The organism is Methylobacterium sp. EM32, from assembly GCF_040593685.1.
Classification (GTDB): domain Bacteria; phylum Pseudomonadota; class Alphaproteobacteria; order Rhizobiales; family Beijerinckiaceae; genus Methylobacterium.
The window spans coordinates 14,918-29,346 of sequence record NZ_JBEXZS010000195.1; the positions used below are offsets into that span (position 1 = coordinate 14,918).

Consider the following 14,429-nt stretch of genomic DNA (forward strand, 5'->3'; position numbering starts at 1 on the left):
CGAAGGGGCAGGAAAGGGCGCCCCATGTCACGGTTCGGTCTCTCTCTTCCGGTCGCGGCCCTTGGGCTCGGCCTCATCGGCGCGCCCGCGCTCGCCGCCGATCTGCTGCCGCCTCCGCCCCCTCCGCCGCCGCCGCTTCCGGCCCCGGTGGAGATCGGCTCCGGCTGGTATCTGCGCGGCGACTACACGATGAGCGACTTCCGCCACCCGAAGGACGACACCCTGCCGGGCACCGACGGTGCCAAGCTCGTCGGCTTCCGCCTCGGCAACACCGACGGCTACGGTGGCGGCATCGGCTACCGCTTCAACAGCTTCCTGCGGGCGGACGTCACCATCGACGGGCGCACCCGCAGCCGCTTCCGCGACTATTCCTCGCGCACCAACTTCGTCGAGGGCTTCAACACCGAGGCCGGCAAGCTCGACGTCCTGACCGGCCTGTTCAACGTCTACGTCGATCTCGGCACCTGGTGGGGCTTCACCCCCTATATCGGCGCCGGCGTCGGCATGGCGAGCAACCGCTTCCACGATGCCTGGACCGGCACGACCTGCTTCACCACCGCCTGCGGCAGCGGCGTCGACGGCAGCTACAAGATCGGGGCGCAAGGCTACGACGCCCGCGCCAACCACACGGCGATCGGCCTCGCCTGGGCGGCGATGGCGGGCATCTCCTACGAGATCGGCGCCGGCGTGAGCATCGATGCGAGCTACCGCTACCTCGAGGTCGGCAAGGCCCGCACCGGCTTCGACGCCTACAACCAGAATACCCGCATCAAGGACATCGCCGCCAACGAGTTCCGGGTCGGCCTGCGCTGGGCCTTCGGCAACGGCCTCGCCCTGCCGGGCCTCGGCGGCCTGACGTACTGAGATCCTTGCAGCTCGTCGCGCCGGTGATCTGGCGCAGACGCCGATCTCTCTCAATGTCATCCCGGGGCTCGACGACGTCGAGAACCCGGGATCCATAACCGCTGAGGATACCGAACCAGGCGGTGCGCGCTCAGCCTTGTGTTGCACTCTCGGCGGTTATGGATCCCGGGTTCCGCTGCGCGGCCCCGGGATGACGAGGAGGGTGGTAGACCCGGTGGAGGCCAAGCCGGCAGGCTCGCATGAGCCCGCCCATCGTCCATGCACCGGCCATGCGCCTTCGGCTGTGCCTGACGGCTTCTGGCCGCCGGCCCGCTGCGCTAGTGATGGCGCGGTGAGCGCCGGGCCAGGGGGCCCGGCCAGACCGGAGACACCGCATGGCCGCGCTTGACCGGATCCTCAACGACATCGACCGCGACCTCGACAATTCCCTGGAGCGGCTGTTCGCCTTCCTGCGCATCCCGTCGATCTCGACCGATCCGGCCTACGCGGCGGAGTGCCGGAAGGCGGCTGAGTGGCTCAAGGGCGACCTCGCTGCCATGGGCTTCGAGGCGTCCCTGCGCGAGACCGGCGGCCATCCGGTGGTGCTCGGCCACTACCCCAAGCCCGGCGCGCCGCACGTGCTGTTCTACGGCCATTACGACGTGCAGCCGGTCGATCCCCTGGACGAGTGGGAGACGCCGCCTTTCGAGCCGCGCATGGCGGTGCTGGCCGACGGCCGCAAGGTCATCAGCGCCCGGGGCGCCTGCGACGACAAGGGCCAGGTGATGACCTTCGTCGAGGCCTGTCGGGCCTTCAAGGCGATCGACGGCGAGTTGCCGGTCGGCGTCACCCTCCTGATCGAGGGGGCGGAGGAGGTCGGCTCGAAGTTCCTGCCCGAATGGGTCGCGGCGAACCGGGAGGAGCTGAAGGCCGACGTCGCGCTGGTCTGCGACACCGGGATGTGGGACCGCGACACCCCGGCCATCACCTCGTCCCTGCGGGGCCTCGCCTATTTCGAGGTCACGGTCGCTTGCGCCGACCGCGACCTGCATTCGGGCCTGTTCGGGGGGGCTGCCGCCAACCCGATCCGGGTGCTCTCGCGCATCGTCGCCGACCTGCACGACGACCAGGGCCGGGTGACCGTGCCGGGCTTCTACGACGGCGTGCACGAGACGCCGCCGGAGGTGCTGGAGCAGTGGCGCGGCCTCGACCTGACGCCTGAGAGCTTCCTCGGCACCGTCGGCCTGAGCGTGCCCGCCGGCGAGCGCGACCGGATGCTGATCGAGCAGATCCAGTCCCGCCCGACCTGCGACGCCAACGGCATCATCGGCGGCTACACCGGCGAGGGCACCAAGACGGTGATCGCCGCGAAGGCGAGCGCCAAGATCTCGTTCCGCCTCGTCGGCGACCAGGATCCGGAGGCCATCGACCGCAACTTCCGCGCCTTCGTCCAGGAGCGCATCCCGGCCGATTGCGAGGTCGAGGTCGTCACCCACAAGGGCTCGCGGGCGCTGGCGCTCCCCCACGGCATGCCGGCGCTGGAAGCCGCCAAGGGCGCGCTTGCCGAGGAATGGGGCAGGGCGCCGGTGACGATCGGGTCGGGCGGCTCGATCCCGATCGTCGGCGATTTCAAGCGCACGCTCGGCCTCGACACCCTGCTCGTCGGCTTCGGCCTCGACGACGACCGGGTGCATTCCCCGAACGAGAAGTACGACCTGCAGAGCTTCCACAAGGGCACCCGCTCCTGGGCACGGATCCTGGCGGCGCTCGCGAAGCAGGGCTGAGTCACCTGCCGCCGGACGACCGGCGGCAGTTCTCGTGCGTGGACACCTTGCCGCCGGGCGACCGGCGGCAGGCCTCTCCGGCACGGATCGTCGATCGCGAGGAGACCGGACATGCAGCAGAAGGTCATCGGCCTGATCGGCGGGATGAGCTGGGAGAGCTCGGCCGAATACTACCGCATCATCAACGAGACGGTTCGCGCCCGCCTCGGGGGCCTGCGCTCGGCGCGCTGCCTGATGTGGTCGTTCGATTTCGGCGAGATCGAGGCCCTGCAGCATGCCGGGCGCTGGGACGAGGCAACGGACGAGCTGGTCGCGGCCGCCCGGCGGCTGGAGCGGGGCGGGGCGGACTTCGTGGTGATCTGCACCAACACCATGCACCGCATGGCCGACCAGGTGCAGGCGGCGATCGGCCTGCCCTTGCTGCACATCGCCGACCCGACCGCCGGGCGGATCCGCGCCGCCGGCCTGTCCCGGGTCGGCCTCCTCGGCACCGCCTTCACCATGGAGCAGGATTTCTACAAGGGCCGGCTCGCGGCGCGCCACGGCCTCGACGTCCTGGTGCCCGAGGCCGGCGACCGGGCGGAGGTGCACCGGGTGATCTACGAGGAGCTGGTCCAGGGGCACGCATTGCCGGCCTCGCGCGAGGCCTACCGGGCGGTCATCGCCCGGCTGGTGGAGCGGGGCGCGCAAGCGATCATCCTCGGCTGCACCGAGATCATGCTGCTGGTGCGGCCGGAGGACAGCCCGGTACCGCTGTTCGACACCACGGCGCTGCATGCCGAGGCGGCGGTCGAGCGGGCGCTGGCGGACCTCTGATCCCCGCTACGCGCCGTCGACGAGGCGCCGGCTCAGAGCATTGTGCCGCTCAGCCAGCGCGCGCACGTCCAGCGTCAGCAGGTGCCCGTCCCGCACCACGACCCGCCCGTTGATCACGCTCAAGCCTACGCCCGGCGGCGCGCAAAACACCAGGGCGGCGACCGGATCGTGCAGGGCGCCGGCGACGCCAAGCCCCCGCGTATCGAAGGCGACGCAATCGGCGGCCATGCCGACTTTCAGGGCCCCGATATCGTCGCGCTCGAGCACCCGGGCGCCCCCCAGCGTCGCGATCTCCAGGGCCTCGCGGGCCGTCATCGCCGCGGGCCCGAAGCCGACGCGGGCGAGCAGCATCGCCTGGCGCGCCTCGCCGAGCAGGTGGCCGCCATCGTTCGAGGCCGAGCCATCGACGCCGAGGCCGACGGCCACGCCCTCGCAGCGCATCCGCGGCACCGGAGCGATGCCGGAGGCGAGCCGCATGTTCGAGCACGGGCAATGCGCGACCCCGGTGCCGGTGCGGGCGAACAGCCGGATCCCGTCCTCGTCGAGCTTGACGCAGTGGGCGTGCCAGACATCCGGCCCGACCCAGCCGAGATCGGCCGCGTACTCGGCCGGCGTCATCCCGAAGCGGGCGCGGCTGTAGGCGACGTCGTCCTGGTTCTCGGCGAGATGGGTGTGGAGCGAGACGCCGTAGGCCCGCGCCAGGGCGGCTGAATCCCGCATCAGGCCTTCGCTGACCGAGAAGGGCGAGCACGGCGCCACCACGATCCGGCGCATCGCGTAAGGGGCCGGGTCGTGCCAGGCCTCGATCAGGCGGCGCGTGTCGGCGAGGATCGCGGCCTCGTCCTCGACCAGCGCGTCGGGCGGCAGGCCGCCGGCGCTCTCGCCGCGGCTCATCGCCCCGCGGGCGGCGTGGAAGCGCAGGCCGATCGCCTCCGCCGCCTCGATGCTGTCGTCGAGGCGGCAGCCGTTCGGATAGAGGTAGAGGTGGTCGCTCGACGTGGTGCAGCCCGACAGCATCAATTCGGCCATCGCGGTTTGCGTCGAGATCCGCACCATCTCCGGCGTGAGCCGGGCCCAGATCGGATAGAGCGCCTTCAGCCAGCCGAACAGGTCCGCGTCCTGCGCCGCCGGCACGGCGCGGGTGAGCGACTGGTACATGTGGTGGTGGGTGTTCACGAGGCCGGGCAGCAGCACGTGGCCGGCGAGGTCGACCACCGTGTCGGCGGTCTCCGGCGCCGCCTCGGGCCCGCCGACCGCGACGATCCGGTTCGCCTCGATCAGCACGAAGCCGCGTTCGATCTCGCGCCGGTCGTCGTCCATGGTGACGAGGCGGTCGGCGTTGCGCAGGAGAAGCGTGGCCATGCGGGACTCCGGCAGGATCGGGCCGCATGCTGGGCGCGCCGGCCGGCACGGGTCAAGCCGCGCTTGACCGAGCGGCAGCCCTCGGGCACCCCCTGAGCCTCCAGGCAAGAGGCCAAGGCATGAGGCCGAGAGCGGAGATCCGAGCGATGTCGATGCCCTTAAGCTCCGGGACCATGAGCCCCGCGACGCCGCGCCTGACGACCCACGTGCTCGACACCGCCCATGGCCGCCCGGCCGCCGGGGTGGCGGTGCAGCTCTGGCGCCTCACCGACGGCACGCGGGAGCAGGTCGCCCGGACCCTCACCAACGCGGACGGCCGCTGCGACGCGCCCCTGCTCGCCGGCGCGGCGCTGGCGCCGGGCATCTACGAGATCGTCTTCGCGGTCGGCGCGTATTTCGCCGGGCAGAGCGATGCCGGCGCCGGCGATTTCCTCGACGAGGTGCCGGTGCGCTTCGTGGTCCGGCCCGGCCTGGACCACTACCACGTGCCGCTGCTGATCGCGCCCTACGCCTACAGCACCTATCGGGGCAGCTGACGGAGTCTCCCGCCGGAAGGACCTTCGAGACCGGGGACCTGGATCAGGCGCCCGGCTTCTGCCAGCCGCGCCGGCGCTCGGCGAGGCCGTGCTCGCGGTAATGGAGCAGCGGGTTCACGCCCGCCCGCTCGACGTCCGGATTGGCCGAGAGGTAGCCGCTGGTGCTGAACTCGGCGGACGGATCCCGGCCCTCGCGCCAGCCGAAATGCAGGTAATGCTCGAGGGGGTCGCAGCCCTCGGCCGCCACGTCCGGATTCTTGCCGAGATAGTAGATCGGGTCGAACCCGCCGACGAGAAAGGGCGCGGACGGCTTGCGGCTCCAGTGGGTGATGCGCCACAGCATCGGACGTTTCGAGGCTCCCTTGGGCGAAGCCGAGCGGCGCCGGTATTCGATGACCTAGCGTTCCGTCGCTTTCCCACGCTCAGGAAAGCTGAATCGCGAGCCCGGCGCAAGAGGACGATAGCCGAGGGAATCACCCTCTTGCCGCTTTTCGGCGTCACTCGCGCGGGGTACTCGGCGCTGGATTGCACGCAAGGCCTCATCTCCGCCACAAGTTGCAGCCTCACTGGGTCCGGGCGGCGGGGCGCGTTGCACAGGAGCCGACGATGGGACTCGTCATTCTCGATCCCCAATCGGGGACACGCGTCGAAATCGGCCTAGCATCCCCCGATCAGGGGACTGGTCCCGGAGGGGCGAACAGGGCAGGTAGGATGAATGTCCGGCCGGAAGGATTGCCCATGCCTCGATACTTCTTCAACACTCACATCGGCGAGGACGTGATCACCGATCTGAACGGTGAAGAACTGCGCGATCCCGATCACGCCTGGGAGGCCTCGCGCGCGATCATCCGCGCGATGATGGACGATCCCAAGATGAGCCATAGCGGGAACCAGGACCGGCTGCTCGCCGCGAGCCTCGTGGTGACCGACGAGGCCGGCGAGGTGGTGCTGGAATTCCCCTTCGCCGAGGCCCTGGCGGGCGATGCGCCCGAGGACCTGCGGCATCAGGAGGAGCCGCGGCACCACGAGGGGCCGAACGCCCAGTGAGGCGCCTCCGTCGCGGCCGGTGGGGCGGTCGTCCTCCGGCCCGGCCGGGGCCGAATGCATGACAATTGTCCGCCGCGCCCTATATGATGAGAGGGCGCCGGGGGCGGGCCGCACACGGCGGCCCGTTCGGCCCGGCGCCCTCTCCGAGGCTGCGGCTCGCCCGCGCCTCGCAAGAGGGATGACGTCATGGCGACCCAAGACAGCACCGCGCGCGGACAGGCCGAGACCCGCGCGGCGCGGGCCCAGATGCAGGCCGAGATGGCGGCGCAGGCTTGGTCCGACCTCGCCAGCGCAGAGCGTAGCCGCGACGACAACATGGCCCGCCTGAAGGCCCTGCGTCTCGCACGCGAGGCCGAGGAGGCTGAGACGGCCGCGGCTGCCAAGGCCGCCAAGGCCGCCCCCAAGTCGAGGGCGAAGAAGAAGGCTTGAATCTCCTCCGCGCCGACAGGCGCGGGCAGAGAAGGGTTGTGAGTCCGCGCCCGGGGCGCGGGACGGATGAGCCGAGCTCTCCGAGGCGGGGCCCGAGGTGCCCCGCCCACCCTCGAGCGGCCACGCCCGGCACGCGCGCGTCGACGGCGGCATGGAGATCCCTCGCGATCCGGGATTGCCGTCGGCGAGGTTCGGTCGCCGCCTCCCGCTGTATTCACCGGGCCGCACGGACGATCGCAGCACCGGTCCCGCCTCGGTCGCCAGTCTTCGGCGGCGCCGGAAAGTCCATGGCGGCCGTTTCGTCTCGGCGCTGAAACTATCGATATCTAGGAAAATTTTCTAAGCCCTGCGACCCGGCCGCAGTGGGCCCGCTCTCGTCAATGCTTCATCATGCTACTATGACTGACAATATTTCATTGTAATATCTATCATCATGCAATGTATCGGCGCGTTTCAGCGATACAAAATGTCAATGTCTCTCGGATAACCGTTACCTGAATCAGAGGAACGGCATATGAAAAATCGCGTCGGAATGACGGCGAAGCTGGTCATGATCGTCGCCTGCGCGATCGTCATGACGACGGCGGCGATGTGGATGGCGGCATCGCGACAGGTCTGGCGCGACCTGCAGCGGCAGGACCTGGAGCGGGCGCAGCAGAACGGCCGCACGCTCGCCCTGATCTTCGCCGGCCGGGTGCCCGGGGCGACGGCGATTGTCGAGGGCGGGCAGGTGAGGGCGGTGACCGCACCGGCCCTGACCGACTTCGCCGACGCCTCGGTGGTCGACGAGTCCGTCGCCTATGTCGGCGGCAGCGCCACGGTGTTCGCCTACGATTCCACCAAGGACGCCTTCATCCGTCGGGTGACGACGGTGCGCCGGGAGAACGGCGAGCGCGCGGTCGGCACGGCCCTGGCGGCGGACAGCCCGGCGCAGGGCGCCTTGCGCCGCGGCGAGGCGTTTCGCGGCGAGGTGACGCTGTTCGGCCGCCCGTTCCAGACGATCTACCAGCCGATCCGCGACGCCGGCGGCCGCGTCAGCGGCGTGCTCTATGTCGGGGTGCCGGTCGAGGAATCCTACGCGACCCATGCGGCGGCGATGCGCGCCATCACCCTCGCGGCGGGGGTGATCGCGCTGCTGGCCTGCCTGGTGGCGGCCCTGGTGGCCCGGCGCCTCGTGCGGCCCCTCGTCGACATCGCGGCGCGGGTCTCCGGCCTTGCCGCCGGCGACCTCGCGACCCCGATCCGCCATGCCGGGCGGGGCGACGAGATCGGCGCCGTCGCCAAGGCCCTCGAGACCCTGCGGGAAACCAGCCGGCGCGCCCTCGCCCTCGAGGAGGAGGGCCGGCGCGGGAGCGAGGCCGCGGAACGCCGGCGCACCGCGCGCGACGCGGCGGTGGCGGCCTTCCGGGGCGAGGTGGCCTCCCTGGTCGCGGCCCTCGGGCAGCGCGTCGCGGGCTTGAGCGAGCGGGCCGGCGCGATGACGGCGCAGGCCGAGGCGTCCGAGAGCGCGATCGCGGCGGCCTCCGCTCGGTCGGAGGCCGCGGCCGGCAATGTCGCCACGGTGGCGGGCGCCGCGGAGGAGCTGTCGGCCTCGGTCGGCGACATCACCGGCCAGGTCGCCCGGGCGCGGGAGAGCACCGCCTCGACCCTCGTCGAGGCGCAGGCCGCGGACAGCCGGGTTGGCGAGCTGGTCCGGGCCTCGGCCCAGATCGGCGACGTCGTGGCGCTGATCGACGCCATCGCCGCGCAGACCAACCTGCTCGCGCTCAATGCGACGATCGAGGCGGCCCGGGCGGGTGCGGCCGGCCGCGGCTTCGCGGTGGTCGCCGCCGAGGTCAAGGCGCTCGCCGGGCAGACCGCCCAGGCGACCGAGGAGATCACCCGGCAGGTCAGCGGCCTGCGCGGTGCCACCGAGGAGACCGCCGCCACCCTGGCGCGGATCCGCGCCCGGATGCACCACATCGACGAGACCACCGCCGGCATCGCCGCGTCGGTGACCCAGCAGGGTGCGGCGACGCAGGAGATCTCCCGCAGCGCCGGTGGGGCGGCGGAGGCCTCCCGCGCCATGGCGCGCGACTTCGCCACGGTGATCGGGGCGGCCCGCGACACGGCCGGCGCCGCCGGCACGGTCGACGCCGCCGCCCGCGAGGTCGACGGGCTCACCGCGCGGCTCGACGCCGAGGTCGAGCGCTTCCTGCGGCAGGTCGCGGCCTGAGCCGCCGCGTCACACCCCGATCGCCGCCTTCACCAGTTCCGGCCGCATCGGCAATTCGCGCAGGCGCACCCCCGCGGCATTGCGGATCGCGTTGGCGAGCGCTGCGGCGGTCGGGCCCTGCGCGACCTCGCCGGCGCCGAGGAACGGCTGGCCGGGGCGGTCGATCAGGTGGACGTCGAGGCGCTCGGGAATGTCGGGGAAGCGGGCGATCGGGTAGGTGCTCCAGTCGCGGCTCGTCGGCCCCTCGGCATCGTGCCCCACCGCCTCGAACAGGCTCCAGCTCATCGCCTGGATGATCCCGCCCTCGATCTGGTCACGGATGCCATGCGGGTTGACGACTTGGCCCGCATCCACCGCGGCCTGCGCCCGTACCAGCCGGACCCGGCCACTCTCGTGCGCCACCTCGACCTCGACGGCGAGCGCGCAGAAGGCCGCGAGGTTCTTGTAGCGGGCGAAGGCGAAGCCGGCGCCGCGGCCCTTCGGAAGAGCCTTTCCCCAGCCGAAGCGGCCGGCAGCCTCCTCAATCACGGCCCGCGCCCGCGGATCGTCGAGATGGTCCAAGCGGAAGGCGACCGGGTCGGCGCCGGCGGCCTCGGCCAGCTCGTCGACGAAGCTCTCGATCGAGAACACGTTCATGTAGGCGCCGAGGCTGCGCAGGGCCGAGACCCGCAGCGGCATGTCGATGACGAAGTCGTGCGCCACCCGGGCTTTGGGAAAGCGGTAGAGCGGGATGGCGTTGCGGTCGCCGCCGCCCTCGGGCTGCGGCAGCGCCTTCGGGGGCGGGGCCGGAAAAGGTTTTTCGAGCATCCGGGCCGAGAGCAGCTGGCCGGCGCCGGGCGGGCGGGTGAGGTGGGTCGGGCTGCGCACCGCGTAGTCCCAATCAATGACGCGCCCGTCGGGTCCGAGCACCGCCGAGGCCTCGGTCAGCATCGCGCCGCCATAGGGCTCCCACAGGTGCTCCTGCTCGCGGGTATACTGCACCCGCACCGGCCGGCCGGGGAGGGCGCGGGCGAGGAGCGCCGCGTCGCCGGCCGCGTCGTCGGCGCCGTTATGGCCGTAGCAGCCCGAGCCCTCGACATGGATGCAGCGCACCTGCTCCTCGGGCAGGGCCAGCATCTCGGCGAGCGCCTTGCGCAGGGGGAACATGCCCTGCGCGTGCGACCACACGGTGAGCCGGTCGCCGTCGAACTCGGCCACCGCGCAGGACGGGCCGATCGAGCCGTGCATCTGGTAGCGCCGGCGATACTGCGCGGTGATCCGCCGGCCCGCCGGCACCGGCGCGTCGGCCCCGGCCTCGTGGATGATCGTCCGCGTCGCCGATCGGCCCGCGAGGTCGGAAAAGAGCGCGTCGGGCTCCGGCACGCTCGCGCCGCCCTGCCAGACCGCGACCCGCGCGAGCGCCCGCATCGCCGTCACGGCGGCGTATTCCCGCTCAGTGAGCACCGCCATGAAGTCGCCGTCGCGATGCACCCGGATCACCCCGGGGCGGGCGGCGACCGCCTCCGCGTCGAGGCCGACGAGGCGGGCGCCGGGGCGGGGCGGGCGCAGGATCCGCGCATGCACCAGACCGGGCGCGCGGATGTCCTGGACGTAGGCCGCGCCGCCCGCGACCTTGGCGGGGATGTCGACCCGCGGCAGAGGCCGGCCGACCACATTGTAGGTCGCGGGATCCCGCAGGGCGACCGCCTCGGGCACGGCTGCATCGAGCACGACCTCCGGGGCGATCTCGCCGAGCGCGAGGCGCCGCCCGTCTGGGGCCGCGACGCCGCCGCCCTCGATCCGCAGAGCGGCGGGCGGCAGGCCGAACCGGCGCCCCGCGGCCTCGACGACCAGCGCCCGCGCCGCCGCGGCGGCGTGCCGGATCGCGGTGGCCGAATCCTGCATCGAGTGGCTGCCGGCGGCGTAGCCCTCGTTCGGGGTCAGCTCGGTATCGGCGGTGTGGAGGCGCAAGGAGGTGGGCTCCAGCCCCAACTCCTCCGCCGCGACTTGGATCAGCGCCGTCTTGATCCCCTGGCCGAGCTCGGCCTTGCCGGTGAGCACCGAGACGGTGCCGTCCTCGCCGATCCGGATCCAGGCATCGATCCGTGGCGCCTGCCCCAGGCTGCCGGGCAGGGAGGCCGCCTCGACGCGTCGCGGCAGCCCGATCCCGACGAGGAGCGCGCCGCCGACGAGCAGGGTGCGGCGGGTGAGGGCGGTCACCGCGTCGCCCCCGTGGTGGCGGGCTCCCCGGCGGCGCGCCGCACGGCGGCGAGGATCCGCATATGGGTGCCGCAGCGGCAGAGGTTGAAGCGCAGCGCGTCGCGGATCTCGGCGTCGCTCGGATGGGGGACCGCGCGCAGCAGGGCGTGGGCCCGCATCACCATGCCGGCGATGCAGTAGCCGCATTGCGCCGCGTTCTCGGCGATGAAGGCGGCCTGGAGGGGGCCCGGATTCTCCGGGCTTCCCAGGCCCTCGACGGTGGTGACGGATCGGCCCTCCAGCACGCCGATCGGGGTGAGGCAGGACAGGATCGCGCGGCCCTCGACCTCGACCGTGCAGGCGCCGCACTGGCCCAGCCCGCACCCAAACTTGGCGCCGTTGAGCCCGAGCTCGTCGCGCAGCACGTAGAGGAGCGGGGTCTCGGGTGCCGCCTCGACCGCCTGGATGCGGCCGTTCACCGTCAGGGTCGGCATCGGCGTCTTCTCCTCAAGGCCCCGCCTCGGCCCGGGCGCCGGGGCGGGGGGCGTCGCGCATCATGTCCCGCACCGTCGCGTCGAGGTTCGGCCACGGCCCGTCGGGGCTGAACCGGGCGCGCAGGTAGGCGGCGAGGTCGGTGACTTGACCGGGTGTCAGCATCGCGCCGTAGGCCGGCATGATCGGCCCCGGCGCGCGCTCCCGCGGGGCGATGCCGTCGCGCAGGACCAGGATCAGGTTGCGCGGGTCGGGCGCCCGCACGGTGGTGCGGTGGCCGAGCGAGGGCGTGGTGTAGGGCACGCCGCCGGCGGCCCCGCCGCCGCTCTCGTGGCAGGTCGCACAGGCGCCCGCATAGGTCGCTGCGCCCCGGGCGAGGGCGGGGTCGTCGCCGGGAATCGCACGGTCGACCGGCCCGGTGCGGCTGCCGGCCGGGCCGGGGCCGTAGAGCGTGGCGACGTAGGACGCGAGCGCCCGGATCTCGCCGTCCGGGACGGTCCTGTGGGCGTCGACCACCGGGCGCATCGGCCCGGCGGCCCCGCCATGTTGCGGATCCCACTCGGCGAGGTAGCGGGCGAGGCTGTCCCGGTCCCAGGCGAGCGGCGAGGGCGAGGAGCGGTCGAGGGGCGGGACCCACCAGCCGTCGGCCTCGCCCCCGGAATAGGCCTTCGATCGCACCTCGGCGCCCAGGAGGTTGCGCGGGCTGTGGCAGGCGCCGCAATGGCTCAGGGCCTCGGCGAGGTAGGCACCGCGATGCCACTCCGCGTCGCGCTGCGGATTCGCCGGGATCTTGGGCTCTCGCACGAAGAGCAGCTTCCAGCCGGCGAGGAGCGGGCGCCAGGAGAGCGGGAAGGGAAGGGCGTTGGGCGTCGCCTCCTGCCGCACCGGCTCGCGGGTCATCGCGAAGGCGTAGAGGGCGGCGACGTCCGGATCGGTCAGGCCGGCATAGTGGGTGTAGGGGAAGGCCGGGTAGAGGTGGCGCCCCTCGGCATCGACGCCCTCGCGCATCGCCCGGGTGAAGGCGGCCAGCGAGTAGCGGCCGATGCCCGTCTCCGGGTCCGGCGTGATGTTGGTGGCGTAGATCGTGCCGAACGGCGTGCCGATGCCGCGTCCGCCCGCGTAGGGCCGGCCGCCTTCCGCGGTGTGGCAGGAGGCGCAGTAGCCGAGCGACGCGAGCACTGCGCCCTTGCGGACCAGCTCCGGCGCGGTCTCGGCCGGCGTCGCACCACCCGGTGCGAGGGCGGGGCGCCACGCCGCGGCCGCGAACCCTGCGGCGGCAAGGACGAAAGCGCTTCCCAGCCAGACGGCGATCCGGCGACGTCCCCCCAACCGGCTCCTCCCGCCACGCGAACCCCGACGCTGCGAAGGCTCGCACCGCCGGTGGCGAGACAACCGATGCTCCTTGCCACGGTTCCGGCGGACCCTTCCGCGCGCGCAGGCCTGCCTGCCCCCCGCACAGTCTTGCCGCAATCCCGCGAAACAGTGATATCGTCCGATCGGCGGAGCGACGCCGGTTTGGCTTGGCCGTATCGGTCGAGCGGCGGAGCTTCCGCATGGTTCGACCCCGAGCGGACGGTCTCCCGCCCGCCCGCTTCCTCCGTTCAGCCCGGTCCCGTTCTTGCTGATCCCGCGGGGCCGACGGGCGATCCGTCCCGGGATCGTTTCGGATGCGGCTCACCCGCACGAGACCGACGCCGCATGGCCCAGCAGAGTTTCCACGCCCGCCTCGGGCCACCGTCGATGAGCGCCGACGACGCGGCCTGCCGGGCCTGCTGCGGCCAGATGCGCGCCCATTGGCAGGAGCGCCCCCACGCCCGCCTGATGGTGGTGGCCTCGACCCCGGTGGTCGAGGCGTTCGGCGGCGGCGTCGAGACCCGCTACCTCTGCCTCGAATGCGGGCACACCCTGATGCACTCGACCGGCCGGTTCGGCCAAGGATGGCATTGAGGCAAGGGTGGCATTGACGGGTTCGACCCGGATCGGCGAAGGACGGCCCGTCCCGGGGAGCCGTGTCCGATGCCTCACGCGATCGTCACCCTGGCAGAGCGGCCCGACCTCGTGCCGGTCACCGCGCGCTGGCGCTGGGAGGCCTTCCAGCAGGGCCAGGGCCGCAGCTTCGCCGAGGTGATTGCGGCGGAAGCCGTGGGCGCCGCCGCCGCCTCGCTGCCCCGCACCTTCGTGCTTCTGGTCGACGACGAACCCGTCGGCATGGCGAGCCTCGCCGCCCACGACCTCGACACGCGGCCCGATCTGACGCCCTGGCTCGCCGGCGTCTTCGTCGCGCCCCACGCCCGGGGCCGCGGGCACGCCGCCCGGCTGGTCGCGGCGGTGGAGACGGAGGCGGTCGCCCGCGGGATCCCGACCCTGTGGCTCTACACGCGCAGCGCCGAGGGGCTCTATGCCCGGATCGGCTGGCGAACGGTCGAGAGGGTATCGTACCGGGAGAAGATGTACGCGCTGATGCGGCGGGATTTGTCAGCGTCTGCTTGACTTGCTGTGCCGGTTAATCCGGCCCCGTGACTGACAAGTCTCAACGTCATCCCGGGGCTCGACGAAGTCGAGAACCCGGGATCCATAACCGCCAAGGGTTGAGAACGAAGCGAAAGACGTTCCGCTTCATCCTGGAGCGTCAGCGGTTATGGATCCCGGGTTCCGCTGCGCGGCCCCGGGATGACGTCGAGACTTGTCAGAATGCGTGCCCGATCGACCGGCGCAACGGATCATACG

The 14,429-nt window shown here is 72.3% G+C and carries 14 protein-coding genes; 9 read left to right on the top strand and 5 right to left on the bottom strand.

What is annotated here, in order from left to right:
- The first annotated feature begins 24 nt into the window (after window positions 1-24).
- From ABZT49_RS26105 to ABZT49_RS26115, 3 genes are all read left to right on the top strand, one after another.
- Window positions 25-864: an outer membrane beta-barrel protein gene (locus ABZT49_RS26105; RefSeq protein ID WP_355290393.1), complete on the top strand. Its 840-nt coding sequence runs from the start codon at window positions 25-27 to the stop codon at window positions 862-864.
- Between the two features lie 374 nt (window positions 865-1,238).
- A complete protein-coding gene (locus ABZT49_RS26110; RefSeq protein ID WP_355290395.1) occupies window positions 1,239-2,627 on the top strand; it encodes a M20/M25/M40 family metallo-hydrolase in 1,389 nt (462 codons plus the stop codon).
- A gap of 111 nt (window positions 2,628-2,738) precedes the next feature.
- A complete protein-coding gene (locus ABZT49_RS26115) occupies window positions 2,739-3,443 on the top strand; it encodes an aspartate/glutamate racemase family protein (protein WP_355290397.1) in 705 nt (234 codons plus the stop codon).
- 6 nt (window positions 3,444-3,449) lie between these two features.
- Here the strand turns inward: ABZT49_RS26115 and ABZT49_RS26120 are convergent, their stop codons facing one another.
- The gene (locus tag ABZT49_RS26120) at window positions 3,450-4,805 is read right to left on the bottom strand and encodes an 8-oxoguanine deaminase (RefSeq protein WP_355290399.1); all 1,356 of its coding nucleotides are present in this window, start codon (window positions 4,803-4,805) and stop codon (window positions 3,450-3,452) included.
- A gap of 152 nt (window positions 4,806-4,957) precedes the next feature.
- Here ABZT49_RS26120 and uraH point away from each other — a divergent pair, with 152 nt between their 5' ends.
- On the top strand, window positions 4,958-5,341 hold the full coding sequence (gene uraH, locus ABZT49_RS26125; protein WP_407943573.1) for a hydroxyisourate hydrolase: 384 nt from the start codon (window positions 4,958-4,960) through the stop codon (window positions 5,339-5,341).
- A gap of 43 nt (window positions 5,342-5,384) precedes the next feature.
- Here uraH and ABZT49_RS26130 read toward each other — a convergent pair whose 3' ends face one another.
- Window positions 5,385-5,684: a hypothetical protein gene (locus tag ABZT49_RS26130; RefSeq protein WP_355290403.1), complete on the bottom strand. Its 300-nt coding sequence runs from the start codon at window positions 5,682-5,684 to the stop codon at window positions 5,385-5,387.
- 395 nt (window positions 5,685-6,079) lie between these two features.
- Here ABZT49_RS26130 and ABZT49_RS26135 point away from each other — a divergent pair, with 395 nt between their 5' ends.
- The 3 genes from ABZT49_RS26135 (at window position 6,080) to ABZT49_RS26145 (ending at window position 9,032) form a co-directional block, all read left to right on the top strand.
- Window positions 6,080-6,388: a DUF6894 family protein gene (locus ABZT49_RS26135; RefSeq protein ID WP_355290405.1), complete on the top strand. Its 309-nt coding sequence runs from the start codon at window positions 6,080-6,082 to the stop codon at window positions 6,386-6,388.
- 186 nt (window positions 6,389-6,574) lie between these two features.
- On the top strand, window positions 6,575-6,817 hold the full coding sequence (locus ABZT49_RS26140) for a hypothetical protein (protein WP_355290407.1): 243 nt from the start codon (window positions 6,575-6,577) through the stop codon (window positions 6,815-6,817).
- 514 nt (window positions 6,818-7,331) lie between these two features.
- Complete coding sequence (locus ABZT49_RS26145; protein ID WP_355290409.1) at window positions 7,332-9,032, top strand: Cache 3/Cache 2 fusion domain-containing protein; 1,701 nt, start codon at window positions 7,332-7,334, stop codon at window positions 9,030-9,032.
- Between the two features lie 9 nt (window positions 9,033-9,041).
- On the opposite strand, the gene ABZT49_RS26150 is transcribed toward ABZT49_RS26145, so the two are convergent.
- The 3 genes from ABZT49_RS26150 to ABZT49_RS26160 are packed head-to-tail and all read right to left on the bottom strand — an operon-like array spanning window position 9,042 to window position 13,031.
- Complete coding sequence (locus ABZT49_RS26150) at window positions 9,042-11,231, bottom strand: molybdopterin cofactor-binding domain-containing protein (protein WP_355290411.1); 2,190 nt, start codon at window positions 11,229-11,231, stop codon at window positions 9,042-9,044.
- Window positions 11,228-11,704, bottom strand: coding sequence for a (2Fe-2S)-binding protein (locus tag ABZT49_RS26155; protein WP_355290413.1), 477 nt, complete (start codon window positions 11,702-11,704; stop codon window positions 11,228-11,230). Before ABZT49_RS26155 ends, ABZT49_RS26150 begins: the two co-directional genes overlap by 4 nt.
- 13 nt (window positions 11,705-11,717) lie before the next feature.
- A complete protein-coding gene (locus tag ABZT49_RS26160) occupies window positions 11,718-13,031 on the bottom strand; it encodes a cytochrome c (protein ID WP_355290415.1) in 1,314 nt (437 codons plus the stop codon).
- A 369-nt stretch (window positions 13,032-13,400) separates the two neighbouring features.
- Here ABZT49_RS26160 and ABZT49_RS26165 point away from each other — a divergent pair, with 369 nt between their 5' ends.
- Both ABZT49_RS26165 and ABZT49_RS26170 read left to right on the top strand, forming a co-directional pair.
- Window positions 13,401-13,649, top strand: coding sequence for a hypothetical protein (locus ABZT49_RS26165; RefSeq protein ID WP_244539383.1), 249 nt, complete (start codon window positions 13,401-13,403; stop codon window positions 13,647-13,649).
- Between the two features lie 69 nt (window positions 13,650-13,718).
- On the top strand, window positions 13,719-14,192 hold the full coding sequence (locus tag ABZT49_RS26170; protein ID WP_355290417.1) for a GNAT family N-acetyltransferase: 474 nt from the start codon (window positions 13,719-13,721) through the stop codon (window positions 14,190-14,192).
- Window positions 14,193-14,429: the final 237 nt, after the last annotated feature.

Bases quoted from the DNA above. Each gene is read 5' to 3' on its own strand.
- ABZT49_RS26145 (WP_355290409.1), top strand. From the start codon at position 7,332: ATGAAAAATCGCGTCGGAATGACGGCGAAGCTGGTCATGATCGTCGCC.
- ABZT49_RS26170 (WP_355290417.1), top strand. From the start codon at position 13,719: ATGCCTCACGCGATCGTCACCCTGGCAGAGCGGCCCGACCTCGTGCCG.
- ABZT49_RS26115 (WP_355290397.1), top strand. From the start codon at position 2,739: ATGCAGCAGAAGGTCATCGGCCTGATCGGCGGGATGAGCTGGGAGAGC.
- ABZT49_RS26140 (WP_355290407.1), top strand. From the start codon at position 6,575: ATGGCGACCCAAGACAGCACCGCGCGCGGACAGGCCGAGACCCGCGCG.
- ABZT49_RS26135 (WP_355290405.1), top strand. From the start codon at position 6,080: ATGCCTCGATACTTCTTCAACACTCACATCGGCGAGGACGTGATCACC.
- ABZT49_RS26110 (WP_355290395.1), top strand. From the start codon at position 1,239: ATGGCCGCGCTTGACCGGATCCTCAACGACATCGACCGCGACCTCGAC.
- ABZT49_RS26120 (WP_355290399.1), bottom strand. From the start codon at position 4,805: ATGGCCACGCTTCTCCTGCGCAACGCCGACCGCCTCGTCACCATGGAC.
- ABZT49_RS26105 (WP_355290393.1), top strand. From the start codon at position 25: ATGTCACGGTTCGGTCTCTCTCTTCCGGTCGCGGCCCTTGGGCTCGGC.
- uraH (WP_407943573.1), top strand. From the start codon at position 4,958: ATGCCCTTAAGCTCCGGGACCATGAGCCCCGCGACGCCGCGCCTGACG.
- ABZT49_RS26155 (WP_355290413.1), bottom strand. From the start codon at position 11,704: ATGCCGACCCTGACGGTGAACGGCCGCATCCAGGCGGTCGAGGCGGCA.
- ABZT49_RS26130 (WP_355290403.1), bottom strand. From the start codon at position 5,684: ATGCTGTGGCGCATCACCCACTGGAGCCGCAAGCCGTCCGCGCCCTTT.
- ABZT49_RS26165 (WP_244539383.1), top strand. From the start codon at position 13,401: ATGGCCCAGCAGAGTTTCCACGCCCGCCTCGGGCCACCGTCGATGAGC.